General features: G+C 55.4%; 13 protein-coding genes. 3 read left to right on the top strand and 10 right to left on the bottom strand.

Going from position 1 to position 15,114, the window contains the following annotated elements; genetic code table 11:
* Nucleotides 1-23: 23 nt before the first annotated feature.
* Both miaB and tamL read right to left on the bottom strand, forming a co-directional pair.
* Complete coding sequence (gene miaB / locus HH216_RS19860) at nt 24-1,490, bottom strand: tRNA (N6-isopentenyl adenosine(37)-C2)-methylthiotransferase MiaB (RefSeq protein WP_169552386.1); 1,467 nt, start codon at nt 1,488-1,490, stop codon at nt 24-26.
* Nucleotides 1,491-1,702: 212 nt separating this feature from the next.
* Nucleotides 1,703-3,805: a translocation and assembly module lipoprotein TamL gene (gene tamL / locus HH216_RS27065; protein ID WP_456300614.1), complete on the bottom strand. Its 2,103-nt coding sequence runs from the start codon at nt 3,803-3,805 to the stop codon at nt 1,703-1,705.
* Nucleotides 3,806-4,317: 512 nt separating this feature from the next.
* Here tamL and HH216_RS19850 point away from each other — a divergent pair.
* Nucleotides 4,318-5,097 (top strand): TrmH family RNA methyltransferase, encoded by a 780-nt coding sequence (locus tag HH216_RS19850; protein ID WP_169552385.1) that lies wholly within the window; start codon nt 4,318-4,320, stop codon nt 5,095-5,097.
* Here the strand turns inward: HH216_RS19850 and HH216_RS19845 are convergent.
* Together HH216_RS19845 and HH216_RS19840 are read right to left on the bottom strand one after the other, a co-directional pair.
* A complete protein-coding gene (locus HH216_RS19845) occupies nt 5,090-5,878 on the bottom strand; it encodes a queuosine precursor transporter (protein ID WP_169552384.1) in 789 nt (262 codons plus the stop codon). The genes HH216_RS19850 and HH216_RS19845 overlap by 8 nt on opposite strands.
* A 91-nt stretch (nt 5,879-5,969) precedes the next feature.
* Nucleotides 5,970-7,376, bottom strand: a complete 1,407-nt coding sequence (locus HH216_RS19840) for a hypothetical protein (protein ID WP_169553452.1) — start codon at nt 7,374-7,376, stop codon at nt 5,970-5,972.
* Nucleotides 7,377-7,566: 190 nt separating this feature from the next.
* Here HH216_RS19840 and rbfA point away from each other — a divergent pair, with 190 nt between their 5' ends.
* A complete protein-coding gene (gene rbfA / locus HH216_RS19835; protein ID WP_169552383.1) occupies nt 7,567-7,947 on the top strand; it encodes a 30S ribosome-binding factor RbfA in 381 nt (126 codons plus the stop codon).
* A gap of 80 nt (nt 7,948-8,027) precedes the next feature.
* Nucleotides 8,028-9,245, top strand: coding sequence for an ABC transporter permease (locus HH216_RS19830; RefSeq protein WP_169552382.1), 1,218 nt, complete (start codon nt 8,028-8,030; stop codon nt 9,243-9,245).
* 59 nt (nt 9,246-9,304) lie between these two features.
* On the opposite strand, the gene HH216_RS19825 is transcribed toward HH216_RS19830, so the two are convergent.
* From HH216_RS19825 to HH216_RS19800, 6 genes are all read right to left on the bottom strand, one after another.
* Entirely contained in the window at nt 9,305-10,006 is a 702-nt protein-coding gene (locus HH216_RS19825) for a hypothetical protein (RefSeq protein WP_169552381.1), read from the bottom strand.
* A gap of 178 nt (nt 10,007-10,184) precedes the next feature.
* A complete protein-coding gene (locus tag HH216_RS19820; RefSeq protein WP_169552380.1) occupies nt 10,185-11,471 on the bottom strand; it encodes an adenylosuccinate synthase in 1,287 nt (428 codons plus the stop codon).
* Nucleotides 11,472-11,481: 10 nt separating this feature from the next.
* Nucleotides 11,482-11,835: an HNH endonuclease gene (locus HH216_RS19815; protein ID WP_254448523.1), complete on the bottom strand. Its 354-nt coding sequence runs from the start codon at nt 11,833-11,835 to the stop codon at nt 11,482-11,484.
* Between the two features lie 31 nt (nt 11,836-11,866).
* Nucleotides 11,867-12,097 (bottom strand): hypothetical protein, encoded by a 231-nt coding sequence (locus tag HH216_RS19810; protein WP_169552378.1) that lies wholly within the window; start codon nt 12,095-12,097, stop codon nt 11,867-11,869.
* Nucleotides 12,098-12,125: 28 nt separating this feature from the next.
* Nucleotides 12,126-12,665 carry a Fur family transcriptional regulator gene (locus HH216_RS19805; protein ID WP_169552377.1) on the bottom strand — a complete coding sequence of 180 codons (540 nt, stop codon included), beginning with the start codon at nt 12,663-12,665 and terminating at the stop codon, nt 12,126-12,128.
* Between the two features lie 115 nt (nt 12,666-12,780).
* Nucleotides 12,781-15,057, bottom strand: coding sequence for a RelA/SpoT family protein (locus tag HH216_RS19800; RefSeq protein ID WP_169552376.1), 2,277 nt, complete (start codon nt 15,055-15,057; stop codon nt 12,781-12,783).
* Between the last annotated feature and the right edge of the window lie 57 nt (nt 15,058-15,114).

Genomic DNA, 15,114 nt, shown 5'->3' with positions numbered 1-15,114 from the left:
CCGAAAACCGTATACCGTAGATACTAAACTACTTCGCCCCGCAGCGTGGCCGATGTGCATTCTGTAACCAATACGTTGACGTACTGCCCTTTTTGCCAGTCGCCACGCGGGAAAACGACCATTTTGTTTTGATCGTTACGACCGCAAAGGTCTGCATCCGACCGTTTGGAAGGCCCTTCGATCAGTACGCGCTGCACCTGACCAACGTGCCGCTGATTGCGGGCGGCCGAGTGGGTAAGCTGTTTGGCGATGATCTCATTCAGCCGCCGTTTTTTGACGTCTTCGGGAATGTCATCCGCGTATTTCTTGGCCGCCAGCGTGCCGGGCCGCTCTGAGTAAGCGAACATATAGGCGTAGTCGTACTGGGCGAAATCCATCAGCGACAGCGAGTCCTGATGCTCTTCTTCCGTCTCGGTGCAGAAACCCGAAATCATGTCGGTCGATATGCCGCAGTCGTCGCCCAGAATCCGGCGGATGCTCCGGATCTTGTCTTCGTACCAGGGCCGGTCGTAGGTGCGGTTCATCAGCTTCAGCACCCGGCTGTTGCCGCTTTGGGCGGGCAGGTGGATGTAGTTGCAGATGTTGTCGTACCGCGCCATCGTGTACAATACGTCGTCGGTAATGTCTTTGGGGTGCGAGGTCGAAAAACGAACCCGCAGGTCGGGGTGAATCTGAGCAACGAGTTCGAGCAATTTGGCGAACGTGACCGTATCAGCCGTCGGCAAAACGGGTTCGCCCGGCTCGCCAATCTCCTGAACCGTATCTTCCGTGCCCCGCCATTTGTAGGAATCGACGTTCTGCCCCAGCAGCGTCACCTCGCGATAGCCCTGATCAAACAGATCCTGCGCTTCGCGGACGATCGAGAACGGGTCCCGGCTGCGTTCGCGGCCACGGGTAAATGGCACTACGCAGAACGAGCACATATTGTCGCAGCCGCGCATGATCGATACAAAAGCCGTTACGCCGTTGGAATTCAGACGAATAGGCGCAATGTCGGCGTACGTTTCTTCGCGGGAGAGAAAGACGTTTACCGCTTTCTGCCCTGACTCAGCTTCTTCGACCAACTTCGGAATGTCGCGGTACGCGTCGGGACCGGCCACGATGTCAACGACTTTTTCTTCTTCCAGCAGTTTAGTCTTCAGACGTTCGGCCATGCAGCCCAGCATGCCGACCAGCAGCGCCGGTTTCTGCCGTTTTAGCCCGGTCAGGTGCTTGAGCCGGTTTCTGACTTTCTGCTCTGCGTTTTCGCGAATGGCGCAGGTATTCAGAAAAATAAGGTCAGCATCTTCGGCGGTCGATGTTGTGGCAAAACCGGCGTTGCGCATCACCGACGCGACGATTTCGCTGTCGGCAAAGTTCATTTGGCACCCGTAGCTTTCGATATACAGGCGTTTCTTACCGACTGCTGGCTCATCGGGGGAAGTCCGAAGCAGGTCAACCTCTTCCTTGTCAGCCGGTTGGAGTATTGATAGTTCTGAAATCAGTGTCATACGTAAGCGTATCGGCTTCGTCAGCGAGAAAACCGATAGGCAAATTTACGAATATCCACCCGGAACGCTGTCATTTTGTCAGGAAATGCCGCGTTAAAAAATGTGAACATTGGGTTTAAAGTTTGAGGTCTAATGTTCAATGTTGAATCCGTAGATAGCAGCCATCGCGTTGATCTCGAATTACTTTAAACAGTAAACCTCAAACTTTAAACTCAGAATGGATAACCGATACCGAAGTTGATGACCAGCGGGTTTGGGCCACGGCTGAGCTGGCGGAGCGAAAACTTCGGCAAGATGAAGCGATCATCGACCAGCCTGTTTTCGCTGTCGAAGTACCGCCGGGCCGGGTCCCACACTTTGATGCCACCGTCGAGCCGAATGACGAAGAAGGAAAAGTCGATGCGCAGCCCTACACCCGTGCCAACCGCGATCTGTGGGAAGAACGAATCGAGCTGGAACGTAGCGCCGGGGCGGGTCGAGTTGTTGTTGCGTAAGGTCCAGACGTTACCCGCGTCGATGAAAAAAGCCCCGTTGATATCGGCACCCAAATGAAACAGACGCCCCCGCACTTCGGCCGATCCTTCCAGCAGGACGTTGCCGGGTTGCTCGAAGAGGTAAATAAACTGTTCGGTGTTAGGGTCGATGGCGGGTCGGTTGGGTGAATTGGCCAAGTACGGGTAAGCCGCCCCCGGCCCCAGGCGACGGGGTAACCACGCCCGGACGCTGTTGCTGCCGCCAACGAAAAATAGCTTTTCGTAGGGTACCGGTCCACCATCGGGGCCGTATCCATACGCTACACCCGTGTTGATCCGAAAAGCCAGCATCGCGCGGTTACGCAGGGGTATGTAATGCCGGAAGTCGACGTTGAAGCGCAGGAATTTGTAAAACTGTAAATTCGTATTGGCCGTGTCGATCAGACGGTTCGGCAGAAAATTCAGTGTCGTACCACCCGACTCGACCACCGTTCGGAGGAAGTTGGTTGGTCGGCGCAGACCGCCCTGTGAAATGCCGGGCGCGTTGTTGTTGTAGGTGTAAGCGAAGCTGATACTGGAACTCAGCGAACGCCGGAAACTCAGCTTGATCGTGCTGCCCAGGTTGGCCAGCGAATCAAGTTGCTGCTCGAATAACCGGCCCAGATCCGTATCGAAATTAGCGTTGATGAGGTTAACGTCGGCAATCAGGAAGCTGAACTGTTTGTTGGTCGTTGTCTGCCAGGAGTACGCCATCGTTCCGCGCAGCAGCGACCGCCGAAAGTCGGGCCGCAAGGTGTTGTTATAACTCAGACTGACCTGCGTGCGTGGGTTGTACGGATTGAACCGGTTGCGGAGTGGACCCGGGAACAGAATTTGTGGGAAAATCAGCGACGAGCTAATCCCCAGCTCCTGCGAGGTGTACACTTGCTTCGACGCGCCGGGAGCGGTCAGAAAGCCGGTTTGCGCTTCCAGCCCATACCGGCCGGTGAGTTCAAACGTTTCGAGACCGCCGAGCAGGTTGCGTGCGCGGAATGACAGACTCCCGAAGCCCCCCGGATAGCTCTGCGCCTGATACAGCACGGTCAAGCCCCCTTCGGCCGTGGCTTCGTACTTGTCGAGCGGAGTTGCCGTAATCAGCGTTTGCAGGCGTCGGCTGGTGGTGTCGGTGAAGTTGAGATTGACAAACTTGAACTGATTGAGCAGAAACAACTGCCGCTGTGTTTCGCGGTACTTGATCTGACTGTACAGGTCGCCCGGCCGGAGTAGAATTTTGTTGTCGAGCAGCCGCGACGACAGATTGCGGCCATTCAGCAGGTACAGCACACCGTTCCGCGTGACCGTGTCGGGCTGACTGACGAAAGCAGCTGGCTGGGTTTCGTCGGGGCTGATACGGACGTCGACGGCACCGATGCGGTAGACCGGGTGAGCGGCCATTCCCGGCGGGTTCAGCACGGTGAGCGACACGTCGACGGGGCGGTGCAGCGAGTCGGTTGCCAGGCGGTCGGTAGCGCGCCGGATGGTGTCGACATCACCAAACTGCACATACTGCCGCGTGAACGCGTAATACCCCTGATCCCGCAGCTGCGTTTCGATCCGGACGCGCTCGGCTGAGATAGCGTCGAGGTCGAAGCGATTCCCGACTTTTACTGCTGCCCGGTCGAGCGACTGCCGCACCAGCGAATCGACGCGTGGGTCGGCAATGTTGTACGTGACCGTACGGAGGTAGTAGCCCGCGCGCTCATTGACGCGGTAGTTGACCCGAATCTGACGGCCCCGCAGGGTGTCGAGCCGGTAGCTGGCCTGGGCGTTGAAAAAACCTTTGTCGAACAGGTACCGCTGCATTTTGACGGCGTTGGCCTGGGCGTCGCGGGCGGCAAAATAGGAGGGGGCTGCCCCAGGTTACGCATGAGCCAGTTGCCCTGTTCGGCCTTGATCCGCAGCCGTTTCAACTGCCGTTCGTAGCGCCGGTTGAGTTGGTGGAGGGCTTTCGGCTCGTCGGCCAGTTGCTGGCTTTGCTGCTCGAATTCATTAGTTTTGGCCTGCAACGCACGCACGGCGGCTTCGCGATTGTACGTACGCAGCCCCTGCTCGTAGAACCAGAGCCGGGGGGCAATCGGCAAACCCAGCACCCGGCTGTTCGGCTTCTGCGGAATCAGACTTTCGAGCTGACTGGTTTCAATGATTCGGTTGCCGCGTACGTTCTGCGAAGTCAGCAGGTAGCCGCTCCGGGAGCTGCGCGTCGTCAGGCAACCGGTCAGGCTCAGCAGCAGACCCAGCACAAGCACCCCTGTTCTGAAGCGGGATGACTGAGCGGTTGTCTGTGGGCCGGGTTGCCGATTCACTATCAAGTAGATATGCTTTCTAAAAATCAACTTAAATACGTTCAGTCGCTGCACCAGAAGAAGTTCCGGCAACAGTACGGGGCTTTTCTGGTCGAAGGGGCCAAGAGCGTGCAGGAAGTGCTGGCCGCTGATTTTACGGTCGAATTGCTATTGGCTACCGAAGCGTTTCACAAAGAAAACAGTCGGCTGACAGACCGCCAACGAACACCCGTCGAAATTGCGACGGTGGCCGAACTCGAACGCGCCGGTACGCTCGAAAGTAACAACGCAGCTATCGCCGTGGTCAGAACGAAGGAGAACACCCCTTTAGTCGCGGAAGCCGGTGAAATAGTGCTCGTTCTCGACGACATCCGCGATCCGGGTAACCTCGGTACGATTCTCCGCATTGCCGACTGGTACGGCGTCCGCAAGATTCTGTGCTCCGAAACGACCGCTGATGTCTACAACCCGAAGGTTATTTCGGCCAGCAAAGGCTCGTTTACGCGGGTGTCGTGGTGGTACGGCGACATTCGATCGGTGCTGGAAACCGCAGCCCGCGAGCCTGGCTTTGCGGCTTACGGTGCGTTCCTCGATGGGCAGAACGTACACAGCCTGTCGTTTGGGCAGGGTGGCTATCTGGTAATGGGCAACGAATCAAACGGTATCCGGCCGGAGATAGGGCAGTTCGTAACCGAGCGTGTGACGATCCCGCGCTTTGGCGATGCCGAGTCGCTCAACGTCGGTATCGCCACGGCCGTGCTGCTCGACAACTGGCGCAGGGGGTTGACGAATTTATCCCCAGCCCTTACATAAAGCTGCTCATGGCCGACTCGTTGGCCAGTTCTTCGGCGTGTTCTTTACCCAGATACCGGTCGATGAAGTGGTGGGCCACGTAGAGCAGGGGCGTCAGGACAATTGCCGACGTTGCCTTGTAGATGTAGTTAATGATGCCGACCGCCAGCACCTGCGTCAGCGACCAGTTGCCAAACACGTAAAAGGCGATCCCCAGCACGACGAACGAATCGACCAGCTGCGATACCAGCGTCGAGCCGGTTGCGCGAAGCCAGATTTTCTGGCTACCGGTGATTCGGCGCAGTGAGTGGAATACGTACACGTCAAGAATCTGCCCGATCAGAAAAGCCGTCAGCGAACCGATGATGATGCCCAGCCCCTGCCGGAAGATCATCTGGAATGCGTTATTGATATTGATCGGGTTGCCGGCCGCGTCTTTGGCGTTGACGTCGAGCCAGAATTGGGCGGGTGGCAGATTGGTTACGGCGTAGATAATGATGAAACTATAAGCCACAAACCCGGCCGTCAGGAACGAGATGCGCCGAACACCGGCCTTACCAAAGTACTCGTTGATGATGTCGGAGGTGATAAACACAAACGGCCAGATAACGGCCCCGGCCGTCAGGTTGAAGTCGAGGGTAAAGCCGCCGAAGAGGTGAATCTGCGCGGGTGTAGTACCCAGCAACGCTTCCGCCGAGAATATCTTGACGCCGATGATCTCGGCAATCAGCGCGTTGGTCAGAAACACCGCGCTCAGAAAAATGTACAGGTTTGTACGCTTGTTAGTAAAGGACGGGGACATAGCTGTTACGGTTCAAGGTTCAACGTCTAACGTTTAAAGTTCAAGGCTAATCCGGGGTAAACCTTAAACATCGGACTTTAGACGTTAAACACTATTTCAGTTTATATACATCCGGGTAGGCGGTTTTTTCATAGCGGGCGGCAAGGGCGGGAACACGCTGAAACAGCTTGCCGACAACCTGCTCCCGGTCGATGATAAACGTGGGCGGGTCGTTGCGGAAGTTGTCAAACACGTGTACAACGGCCTGGTAGTTATCCAGATTTTTCAGGTCGTACTGCGCCAGATCCCAGTTGAGGTAAGGCGTGGCGGGGCGGTTATCGCGGTAGGCGCTCAGATCTTCGCCGATCACCAGAATCGGCTCGTTGCGAATAACCGCCGGTAACGATGTTTTCTGCACGCGCAGGTTCGTGAGTTGCCCCAACTGCCCCGGTATCAGGCCCAGCAGGCCCTGATAAAACAGCAGCAGCATCAGGGCGAACGACAGGCCAAAGGCTGTTTCAGCCAGCCAGCTTTTGCGCTGATTCTCGAAGTAGAAAACCGCAAAATACGCCATTGGCGGCACGAAGCTCAGGAACGACATGGGCGCCAGAAACGGTACCAGTGCTATCGTCAGTACGGCCGTTACGAACCAGAGCATCATGATTTGCTGAATACGTTGCTGCACGTTGACATACCGGTTGCGCGTGTCGAACAGGCTCACAAACCCCAGTATGCCCAGCCCCATCGGAATTAGCAGCGAGAATAGAAGCGACTGAAAATCAGATAGATTGTACTGACGTACCCGAAATACCGACGACAATAAGTTCCGGTTGACATCGTCGAGGCCGTCGCGCATGTAGTAGAACAGCACCATCACGGCAAACGGAAACAGAAAGCCGAAAAAGGTGAGCGAGTGCTGCCGAAACGTTGCGCCCGTATACAGCAGCAGCGACACCGATGCCCAGACGATAAACAGGGCCGAGGGCAGGTAAAACAAGGCCGCCAGGCCGAGGTAAAACCCGACCTCAAACACTTCGTCGGTGGCACCGCGCCGTTCCATCTGCCGAATCAGCGTGCCAAACGCCAGCAACAGAAACGACGTCGACATTAGCACCGGCGATAAGGTCAGGCAGTCGAACGACAGGTGCAGAAACAGCATGTATACCAGCCCCGGCCAGAACGAACGGTCGGAATACACATCGCGGGCGTTGGTCAGATAGTTGAAGTAGACGATCTGAAACACCGATACGATCGTAGCGGCCAGGTGAAGGGCCAACGCCGAGCGGCCAAACAAACTGTGTAGGCCCCAGTACACCGTTGCCGATAGGGGGCTGATACTGTCCCAGACGTCACGGTACAGCAGATGACCTGCCCCCATCTGCTCACCGACCAGCATCCAGTTGAGTTCGGGAATGAGCAGGGGCATCGGGCGCAACAGCAGCGGCAACCGAATCAGAACCAGCAGGCCCAGCAGAGCCACGTACTGGTACGAAAAATAAGAGCGAAAAAAACTGAGCAAAGCAGGCAGCGCGTTTGGCCGATACCGATGCCGCCGGACCGACGCTATCAGCGAAATTACGCCCATTTTCGGCAGAACGAAAAAAGGTGCGGATATTTGCAACCGGGTCGAAACCGCAGCGACATTGTTTAGCGGCAGCGGAGAACGATTTGCCCGGCGAACTGTTCATCATCGTACCCAACCTTGCATCATGGAATCGAAACGACAACAGAAAGTAGCCCGTCAGCTACAAAAAGACTTAAGTGAAATTTTTCAGCGCGACGTGCCGCACCTGTTCAATGGTGCGTTCATCACCGTAACCAGCGTACGGGTGTCGCCTGATCTGAGCGTAGCGCGGGTATACCTGAGCTTCCTGGCGACCAAGAATAAGCAATTACTGCTGGAAACCATTCAGGAGAAAAGCAAAGTGATCCGACAGCACCTCGGCGACCGTGTCCGGCATCAGCTACGCATCGTTCCCGATATCAGCTTTTTCATCGACGACACCGTCGAATACGCCGACAAAATGGACAAACTCTTCGCCGGCCTCGAGATCCCCCCCGCGCCGGAGGAGGACGAGGATGATGAATGATAGAGTTATTGAATGATTGAATGGGCTTTTGCGCCAGCTTATTCAATCATTCCATCAGTCAGTCATTCAATCATTGACACATGAACCTCGCCCCCTGGATTGCCCGCCGGTACTTCTTTTCCCGCAAGAAACGCAGCTTCATCAGTTGGCTGTCTATCCTGTCGATGCTCGGCGTAGGTGTCGGGACGATGGCGCTGGTGGTCGTGCTGTCTGTGTTCAACGGCATGGAAGAGCTGAACCGGCAGATTTTCAAGACTTTCGAAGCCGATCTGACCGTGTCACCCAAACAAGGGAAACGCTTTGCGGCCCCGGCTACACTGATCGACAAACTACAGGGCGCAGCAGGGGTGGAGGCCATTACGCGCGTTGCGCAGGACAATGCACTGGCCCGCTACACTACCGGGCAAACAGTGGTGCGGCTGAAGGGTGTCGACGATAATTACCTCAATCAGACCGCCCTCGATTCAGCCCTGCTCGAAGGTCGGCTGCTGCTCCGGCGCGACGGGATCAACTACGCAGTCGTCGCCGACGGGGTCCGGGCCGACCTGTCGATTTCTCCCGCCGACATACTGACGCCCCTCGATATTCTTTACCCGCAAAACGGCAAAACACTTAACGCGCTCAATCCCGACATTTTCAACGAGCAGCGCCTGACAGTCGCCGGGGTGTTCTTCATCGAATCGCGTTACGACAACTATGTGTTGGCTCCCCTCGACGTAGCCCGCCGGTTGTTTGATTATCAGCCCGATGAAGTAACGACGCTGGAAGTTCAGCTCAAGCCGGGCGTCAGCGAGATACAGGCAAAGCGGGCTCTACAGGCAATCGTGGGCGATAACCTGTTAGTGCAGGATCGCGATGACCTGAATCTGGATCTATACCGGGCTATACGGGTCGAAAAACTGTTCGTTGCCGTTACGCTCGCGCTGATTATTCTGGTGGCTAGTATCAACATCTTCTTTTCGCTGTCGATGCTGGTGATTGAAAAGAAAAGCGACATCCAGATCATGTACGCGCTGGGCGCAACCAGCCAGCTGATTCGCCGGATCTTCCTGACCGAAGGGGCTATCATCGCGCTCAGCGGAGCGTTTACCGGGCTGGTGCTGGGTATTGGCCTGTGTCTGGCGCAGGAAACGTACGGCTTCGTCAGTATGGGAATGACCAGCTCGATTGTCGACGCTTACCCCGTCCGGCTGGAACTGAACGATATTTTACTGACGGGGCTACTGGTTGTGCTTATGACCGCCCTGACTTCGTGGTTCCCTGCCCAACGCGCAGCCACACAGGGGCCAGCCAAATAGGGGTTGAATCAACACACCGCGTTTTCCGAATCGCCGTTACAAGGATATAGATGTATTCGCTAGGATGCCGACGGCTGGTCCTGCCACAGAAAGAGTTGTTGCAAAGAACCCCACAACCGACGTTTCAGGTTTTGGTCGGCTTCGATGGTCGGTAGCGAATCGGCCATCAGGAAGTTGATACCGAAGAAGCGAACCGGGTGATAGCGATCCATGCCGATGTCAAGCTTGATACGGGTAAACGGCACGCCAAACGTGATAAAATGGTGGATATGCTTATCCTGCACCATCGCAGCAAAATCAATATCTTTCGCGCCGTTCAGGTTCAGCAGATCGACACCGTTGATGTTGAGGTTGACTGCTTTCAGAATTTTTTCGAGGAACAGCAAATTGCTGGGGTCCAGCTCTTCGTCGGCCAGCAACAGTACCTTGTGGTTAAGCTGAACCGGTCGTGTGCTGGGCTTGTCGGGTGGCCGCACGGACGGGGTCGAGGGACGGGGTGGGGCGGGCGGAAGCGCCGTTACCGACTCCGGCGGGGCAATCAGCGTTTCCATCGGGGCCTGTGCCACCACGACGACCGGGCCTGCCGCCAGACGATCCAAATCAGCCAGTAGATCCGGCTTTTCAACAATCAGCTCATCGGCAACGTCCGGGAGTTGTTCGGCTGCTACCGGCTCGGCAGGCGTTGCCCCCCACGATTCACCGGGGAGTCGAAACAGCTGATCGGTTTGGTAGAGCGTCTGGTAAAAAGCGTTGGCTGACATACGGCAAAGATACGGCTTTACGTACAGATGGCCGGTAAAGCAGAAGAGCCGAATCTGCTTTTAGACAGACCCGGCTCAACAAAATACGGTGGGAGTAGAATCGGTTACGATTCATCCACTGTAAAAGTAAGATAAGGTATTGCTACCCACATATGACCGATCGAAATTTAACGAATGCTTAAATTTGCACCGCCTGCCGGTGAATAAGTGCTTCGCGGTCGGGGCTGGTCGAGATAAAGCTGATTGGCAGATTCAGCGTTTCTTCGAGATACGACACGTAAGCAGCCAGTTCGGCAGGCATGTCGTCAAACATACGCGCAGCTGACAGATCCGTTTTCCAACCCGCAAACGAGCGATAAACGGGTGTGATGTCGGCGTCGATCAGGTCGTACGGCATCTGATCCGACAGCGTACCATCCGGCATTTTGTAGTGCGTGCAGACTTGAATCTCGTCGAAGCTGTTCAGCACGTCGACTTTCATCATCACTAGCTGCGTCACCCCGTTAATCATGATCGCGTAACGCAGGGCGGGCAGGTCGAGCCAGCCGCACCGACGCGGACGCCCGGTTGTTGCGCCAAACTCACGCCCTTCCTGCCGGATACGTTCGCCCGTTTCGTCGTTCAGTTCGGTTGGGAAGGGGCCACTGCCGACACGCGTGCAGTAGGCTTTGAAAATACCGTACACCTCACCAATCTGCCGGGGGGCAACGCCAAGACCCGTGCAGGCACCGGCCGCCGTCGTATTCGACGACGTAACGAACGGATACGAGCCAAAGTCAAGGTCGAGCAACGACCCCTGCGCTCCTTCGGCCAGAATCTTACGGCCGTCGTTCAGCGCGTCGTTGATCGCGTATTCGCTGTCGGTCAGTGAAAATTGCTTCATGAACTCCACAGCCGCGAAAAATTCTTCTTCCGCCTGCGGTAGTACCGACGCATAATCAAAGTTGTTCTGCTCCAGAATGATCTTGTGGAGGGCCACCAGCTTGCCGTATTTGTCGGCGAACTTGGGCGAGATCACGTCACCAACGCGCAGCCCCTGCCGGGCCACTTTGTCCTGATACGTCGGGCCAATACCACGCAGCGTCGATCCGATTTTCGACTCACCTTTCGCCTGTTCGTAGGCGGCATCGAGCAGCCGGTGGGTCGGAACGATGATCGATGCTTTACGCGAAATCTGAAGGTTTTTGGTCAGGGGCAGGTTGTACTTCGCCAGCGCGTCGATTTCTTTCTTGAACGTGATTGGGTCGAGTACAACGCCGTTACCGATGATATTCTGGATATCGCTCCGAAAAATGCCGGATGGAATCTGGTGCAATACGTGTTTGAAGCCGTCGAATTCCAGCGTGTGCCCTGCATTGGGGCCACCCTGAAACCGGGCGACAACCTGATATTGTGGCGCCAGTACGTCCACGATTTTACCCTTACCTTCATCGCCCCACTGGAGGCCTAACAAAACGTCAATCATGAATTACAAATTAAAAGATGCCCCTATCTGGAAGCCTTATTTTATCGTTGAATCGTAAGATGTCAACAGTCACTTTGCCGATTGGCGTCAGCGGTTCGATGAAACCACCTGCCAATCTGAAATGCTCAGCCCAAATATCGGTTCTAGGATTGTAGAAACGAACTATTTCTCTGTTTTCCCAGTCGATAGACGCAATGTCGCTTCCTTTGCTACGATTGCAGTCAGGGCAGGCATAAGCCAGGTTGATTGCGTCATTCGAACCACGGTGCTTACGACTTATGATGTGATCTACTTCGAAGCCAATGAATGAACCTACATCCTCTGCCAAGCAATACTCGCAGGCGTAGTTGGCACGTTCCGCCACTAATCTCCGTGTTGATGCTGGAACGGAACTGTTATTGGTGGACATACTGCCGGGCCTTCGCTTTCGCTAAGCGCATGATATGCTCGACTTGCATAAACTTGTCGATAAGGTCGATTTCTTCCGCCGTAGCCGATCCACTTTTTTCTTTTTCCAGAAGCTCATAAAAATGGTCATGCTGCTCTTCGGTTGCTCGGAAAGACAGCACCGTCTCGGGCTTGATATGAGCTAATAAAAAGTCAGCTAATTCAGCATACGGATTCATAGTCAAACAAGGAGTAGGTTTTTCACGCTTACCGATGCTCCTGAATATCGGCCGGATAGTCGACTGTTCCCTGCCGGGCATCGGGATGATCGGCGGGGGCGGGGTGTTCCCGGTTTTCGCAGAGGTCGCGGTTGCAGGAGCCGTAAAAAATCAGCGAGTGGTGCATCACGTTGAACTTCAACAGATCGCCCACCATGTTCTGAATGTTCTGTACACGCGGGTCGCAAAACTCCATCACCTTGTGGCAATCGGTACAGATCAGGTGGTCGTGCTGCCGGTAGCCGTACGACTTCTCATACTGCGCCAGGTTACGGCCAAACTGATGTTTCGTCACCAGGTCGCAGTCAACCAGCACGTCGAGCGTGTTGTACACCGTTGCGCGGCTAACCCGGTACTTTTTATTTTTCATGGAGATGTACAACTCGTCGACGTCGAAATGGTCTTCGCGGTGGTAGATCTCTTCCAGAATGGCGAAGCGTTCGGGCGTTTTTCGCAGACCCTTCCGTTCGAGGTAGGCTGTGAAAATAGTCCGGGCGGCTTCCAGATTTGTTTGCTTCGGCGCAGGCATGTCCGTTCCGATTGAATTAGTCAGGTGCAAAGGTAGGGGTTTCGGTTTGTAGTTCGTCGTTTGTAGTTCGGCGGTAGCATAACCACAAACTACAAACCACGAACGACGAACCGCATCACGAGTCGAAGCGGATGACTTCGAAGACACCCTGTACGCGTTCGAGTTTGCGCATCAGCGTTTCGAGGTGCTCCGTATCGTGTACATACAGCCGGATGTTGCCCTCGAAAATACCGTCTTTCGAGTCGATCGCCACCGACCGCATGTTGATGTGTAGTTCGTTGCTGATGACCCGCGTTACGTCGTTGATCAGGCCCACCCGGTCGGTACCGGTGATGCGCAGCCCCGCCAGAAACGCCAGCTCCTTCTGACTCGTCCACTTCGCTTTGATGATCCGGTTGCCGTGGTTCGACATCAGCTCGACGGCGTTGGGGCAGGTCACCCGATGAATTTTAATCCCGTCGTTGATCGTCACGAACCCGAATACGTCGTCGCCCGAAATCGGGTTACAGCACTTCGACAGTGTGTAATCGATTCGGTCCATGTCTTCGCCGATAAGCAGCATGTCGGCGTCAGCGCGTTCGCCATGAATCTTTTTAAGTTCTTTGGTGAACGACTTCCCATCCTGAATCGCGCTGGTGTCAATCTTGTTGGCGCGGTTCTCACGGGCTTCCTTGTCGGCCTTGAACTTACGCAGCTCCTGCACGTCGATATGGCCCTTCCCGACGCGATAGAAAAAGTCGTCAGTGGTTTTCGAGCCGAAGTACGCCCGCATCTGGTTGGTAAGCTCGTTGCTCATTTCCATCCGCAGCACGCGTACCTTCTTCATCACGAGGTCGCGGCCGTCGGTAACGTACCGCTTGTTTTCCTCCTTGATGAGATCTTTAATTTTGGTCTTGGCCTTCGACGTGACCACAAACCGCAGCCAGTCTTCGCTGGGTTTCTGCCGGTTGGAGGTGATTACCTCCATCTGATCGCCGTTTTGCAGTACGTAACTCAGCGGCACCAGCGTGTTGTTGACCTTCGCGGCCATACAGTGCGCCCCCACCTGCGTGTGAATATCGAACGCGAAGTCGAGGGCCGTAGCCCCCCGTTGCAGCACTTTCAGATCGCCCTTCGGCGTAAAGACAAAGACTTCTTCACTGTACAGGTTCGAGCGGAAATCATCGACAAATTCGATGGCCGCTTTTTTATCGCCACTACCCGCCGACTCGATCATGTCGCGCACCTGACTGATCCAGGTTTCGATACCCGCGCCGGTTTGTGTGTCGTTGCCCTTGTATTTCCAGTGGGCCGCGTATCCTTTCTCAGCAATCTCATTCATCCGCTCGGTCCGAATCTGCACCTCCACCCACTGCCCAGACTTGCTCATCACTGTCGTGTGCAGCGATTCGTAGCCGTTGGTGCGCGGGGTACTGATCCAGTCTTTGAGCCGGTCGGGGTTGGGTTTGTAATGATCCGTGACGATGGAATAAGCCCGCCAGCAAGCCGCTTTCTCCTGCTCCGGCGGCACGTTGAGGATGATCCGGACGGCGAAAAGGTCGTAGATTTCTTCGAACGGCTTTTTCGATTTACTCAGCTTGTTCCAGATCGAATAAATGGACTTGGGCCGCCCTTTAACGACGTATTGAATGCCGGTTTCGGCCAGATCGCGGTCGATGGGTTCAATAAATCGGCTGATAAACCGGTCGCGGGCCAGCTTCGTTTCGCGCAGTTTCTTGGCCAGATCCTTGTAAGCCTCCGGCTCGACGTGCTTGAGGTACAAATCTTCCAACTCCGACTTGATCGCGTACAGACCCAGCCGGTGGGCGAGGGGCGCGTAGATGTAAATCGTCTCCGACGCGATCTTCAGCTGCTTGTCGCGGGGCATCGAATCCAGCGTCCGCATGTTGTGAAGCCGGTCGGCGAGCTTGATCAGAATCACCCGCACGTCGTCGGAAAGCGTCAGCAGCATTTTCCGGAAATTCTCCGCTTGCTGCGAGGTGCCGTACTCGAAATAGCCCGAAATCTTGGTCAGCCCATCGATGATGCGGGCTACTTTGGGGCCAAAGCTCCGATCGATGTCGGCAATGGTCGTTTCGGTATCTTCAACGACGTCGTGCAGCAGGGCCGCTACGATGCTCGTCGGCCCCAGACCGATCTCTTCAACGGCGATCTGAGCAACGGCGATAGGGTGATAAATATAGGGTTCACCCGACCGTCGACGCATGTTCTTGTGTGCGTCGGCCGAGGTATTGAATGCCTTCTTAATCAACTTGGCATCATCGCCTTTAAGCATTGGCTTGGCCGCCCGTAATAACCGGCGATACCGTTTTAAAATCTCCTGTCGCTCCAGTTCCAGGTCGATAACGGGTTCGGCAGCGGGAGCCTGACGCCGTTCGGTCGTATTCATCATCGTAGGTTAAATTTTGGGGCAAGTCAGTCCCGGTGGTCGTACTCGTTCTACCAAGAT

It is taken from the genome of Spirosoma rhododendri (genome assembly GCF_012849055.1).
Lineage (GTDB): Bacteria > Bacteroidota > Bacteroidia > Cytophagales > Spirosomataceae > Spirosoma > Spirosoma rhododendri.
The sequence above is the reverse complement of the archived record's forward strand: the minus strand, read 5'-3'. Positions and strand labels throughout refer to the sequence as shown.

Bases quoted from the DNA above. Each gene is read 5' to 3' on its own strand.
- rbfA (WP_169552383.1), top strand. From the start codon at position 7,567: ATGGAATCGAAACGACAACAGAAAGTAGCCCGTCAGCTACAAAAAGAC.
- HH216_RS19825 (WP_169552381.1), bottom strand. From the start codon at position 10,006: ATGTCAGCCAACGCTTTTTACCAGACGCTCTACCAAACCGATCAGCTG.
- HH216_RS19830 (WP_169552382.1), top strand. From the start codon at position 8,028: ATGAACCTCGCCCCCTGGATTGCCCGCCGGTACTTCTTTTCCCGCAAG.
- HH216_RS19845 (WP_169552384.1), bottom strand. From the start codon at position 5,878: ATGTCCCCGTCCTTTACTAACAAGCGTACAAACCTGTACATTTTTCTG.
- HH216_RS19850 (WP_169552385.1), top strand. From the start codon at position 4,318: ATGCTTTCTAAAAATCAACTTAAATACGTTCAGTCGCTGCACCAGAAG.
- tamL (WP_456300614.1), bottom strand. From the start codon at position 3,805: ATGCAGCGGTACCTGTTCGACAAAGGTTTTTTCAACGCCCAGGCCAGC.
- HH216_RS19820 (WP_169552380.1), bottom strand. From the start codon at position 11,471: ATGATTGACGTTTTGTTAGGCCTCCAGTGGGGCGATGAAGGTAAGGGT.
- HH216_RS19800 (WP_169552376.1), bottom strand. From the start codon at position 15,057: ATGATGAATACGACCGAACGGCGTCAGGCTCCCGCTGCCGAACCCGTT.
- miaB (WP_169552386.1), bottom strand. From the start codon at position 1,490: ATGACACTGATTTCAGAACTATCAATACTCCAACCGGCTGACAAGGAA.
- HH216_RS19805 (WP_169552377.1), bottom strand. From the start codon at position 12,665: ATGCCTGCGCCGAAGCAAACAAATCTGGAAGCCGCCCGGACTATTTTC.
- HH216_RS19810 (WP_169552378.1), bottom strand. From the start codon at position 12,097: ATGAATCCGTATGCTGAATTAGCTGACTTTTTATTAGCTCATATCAAG.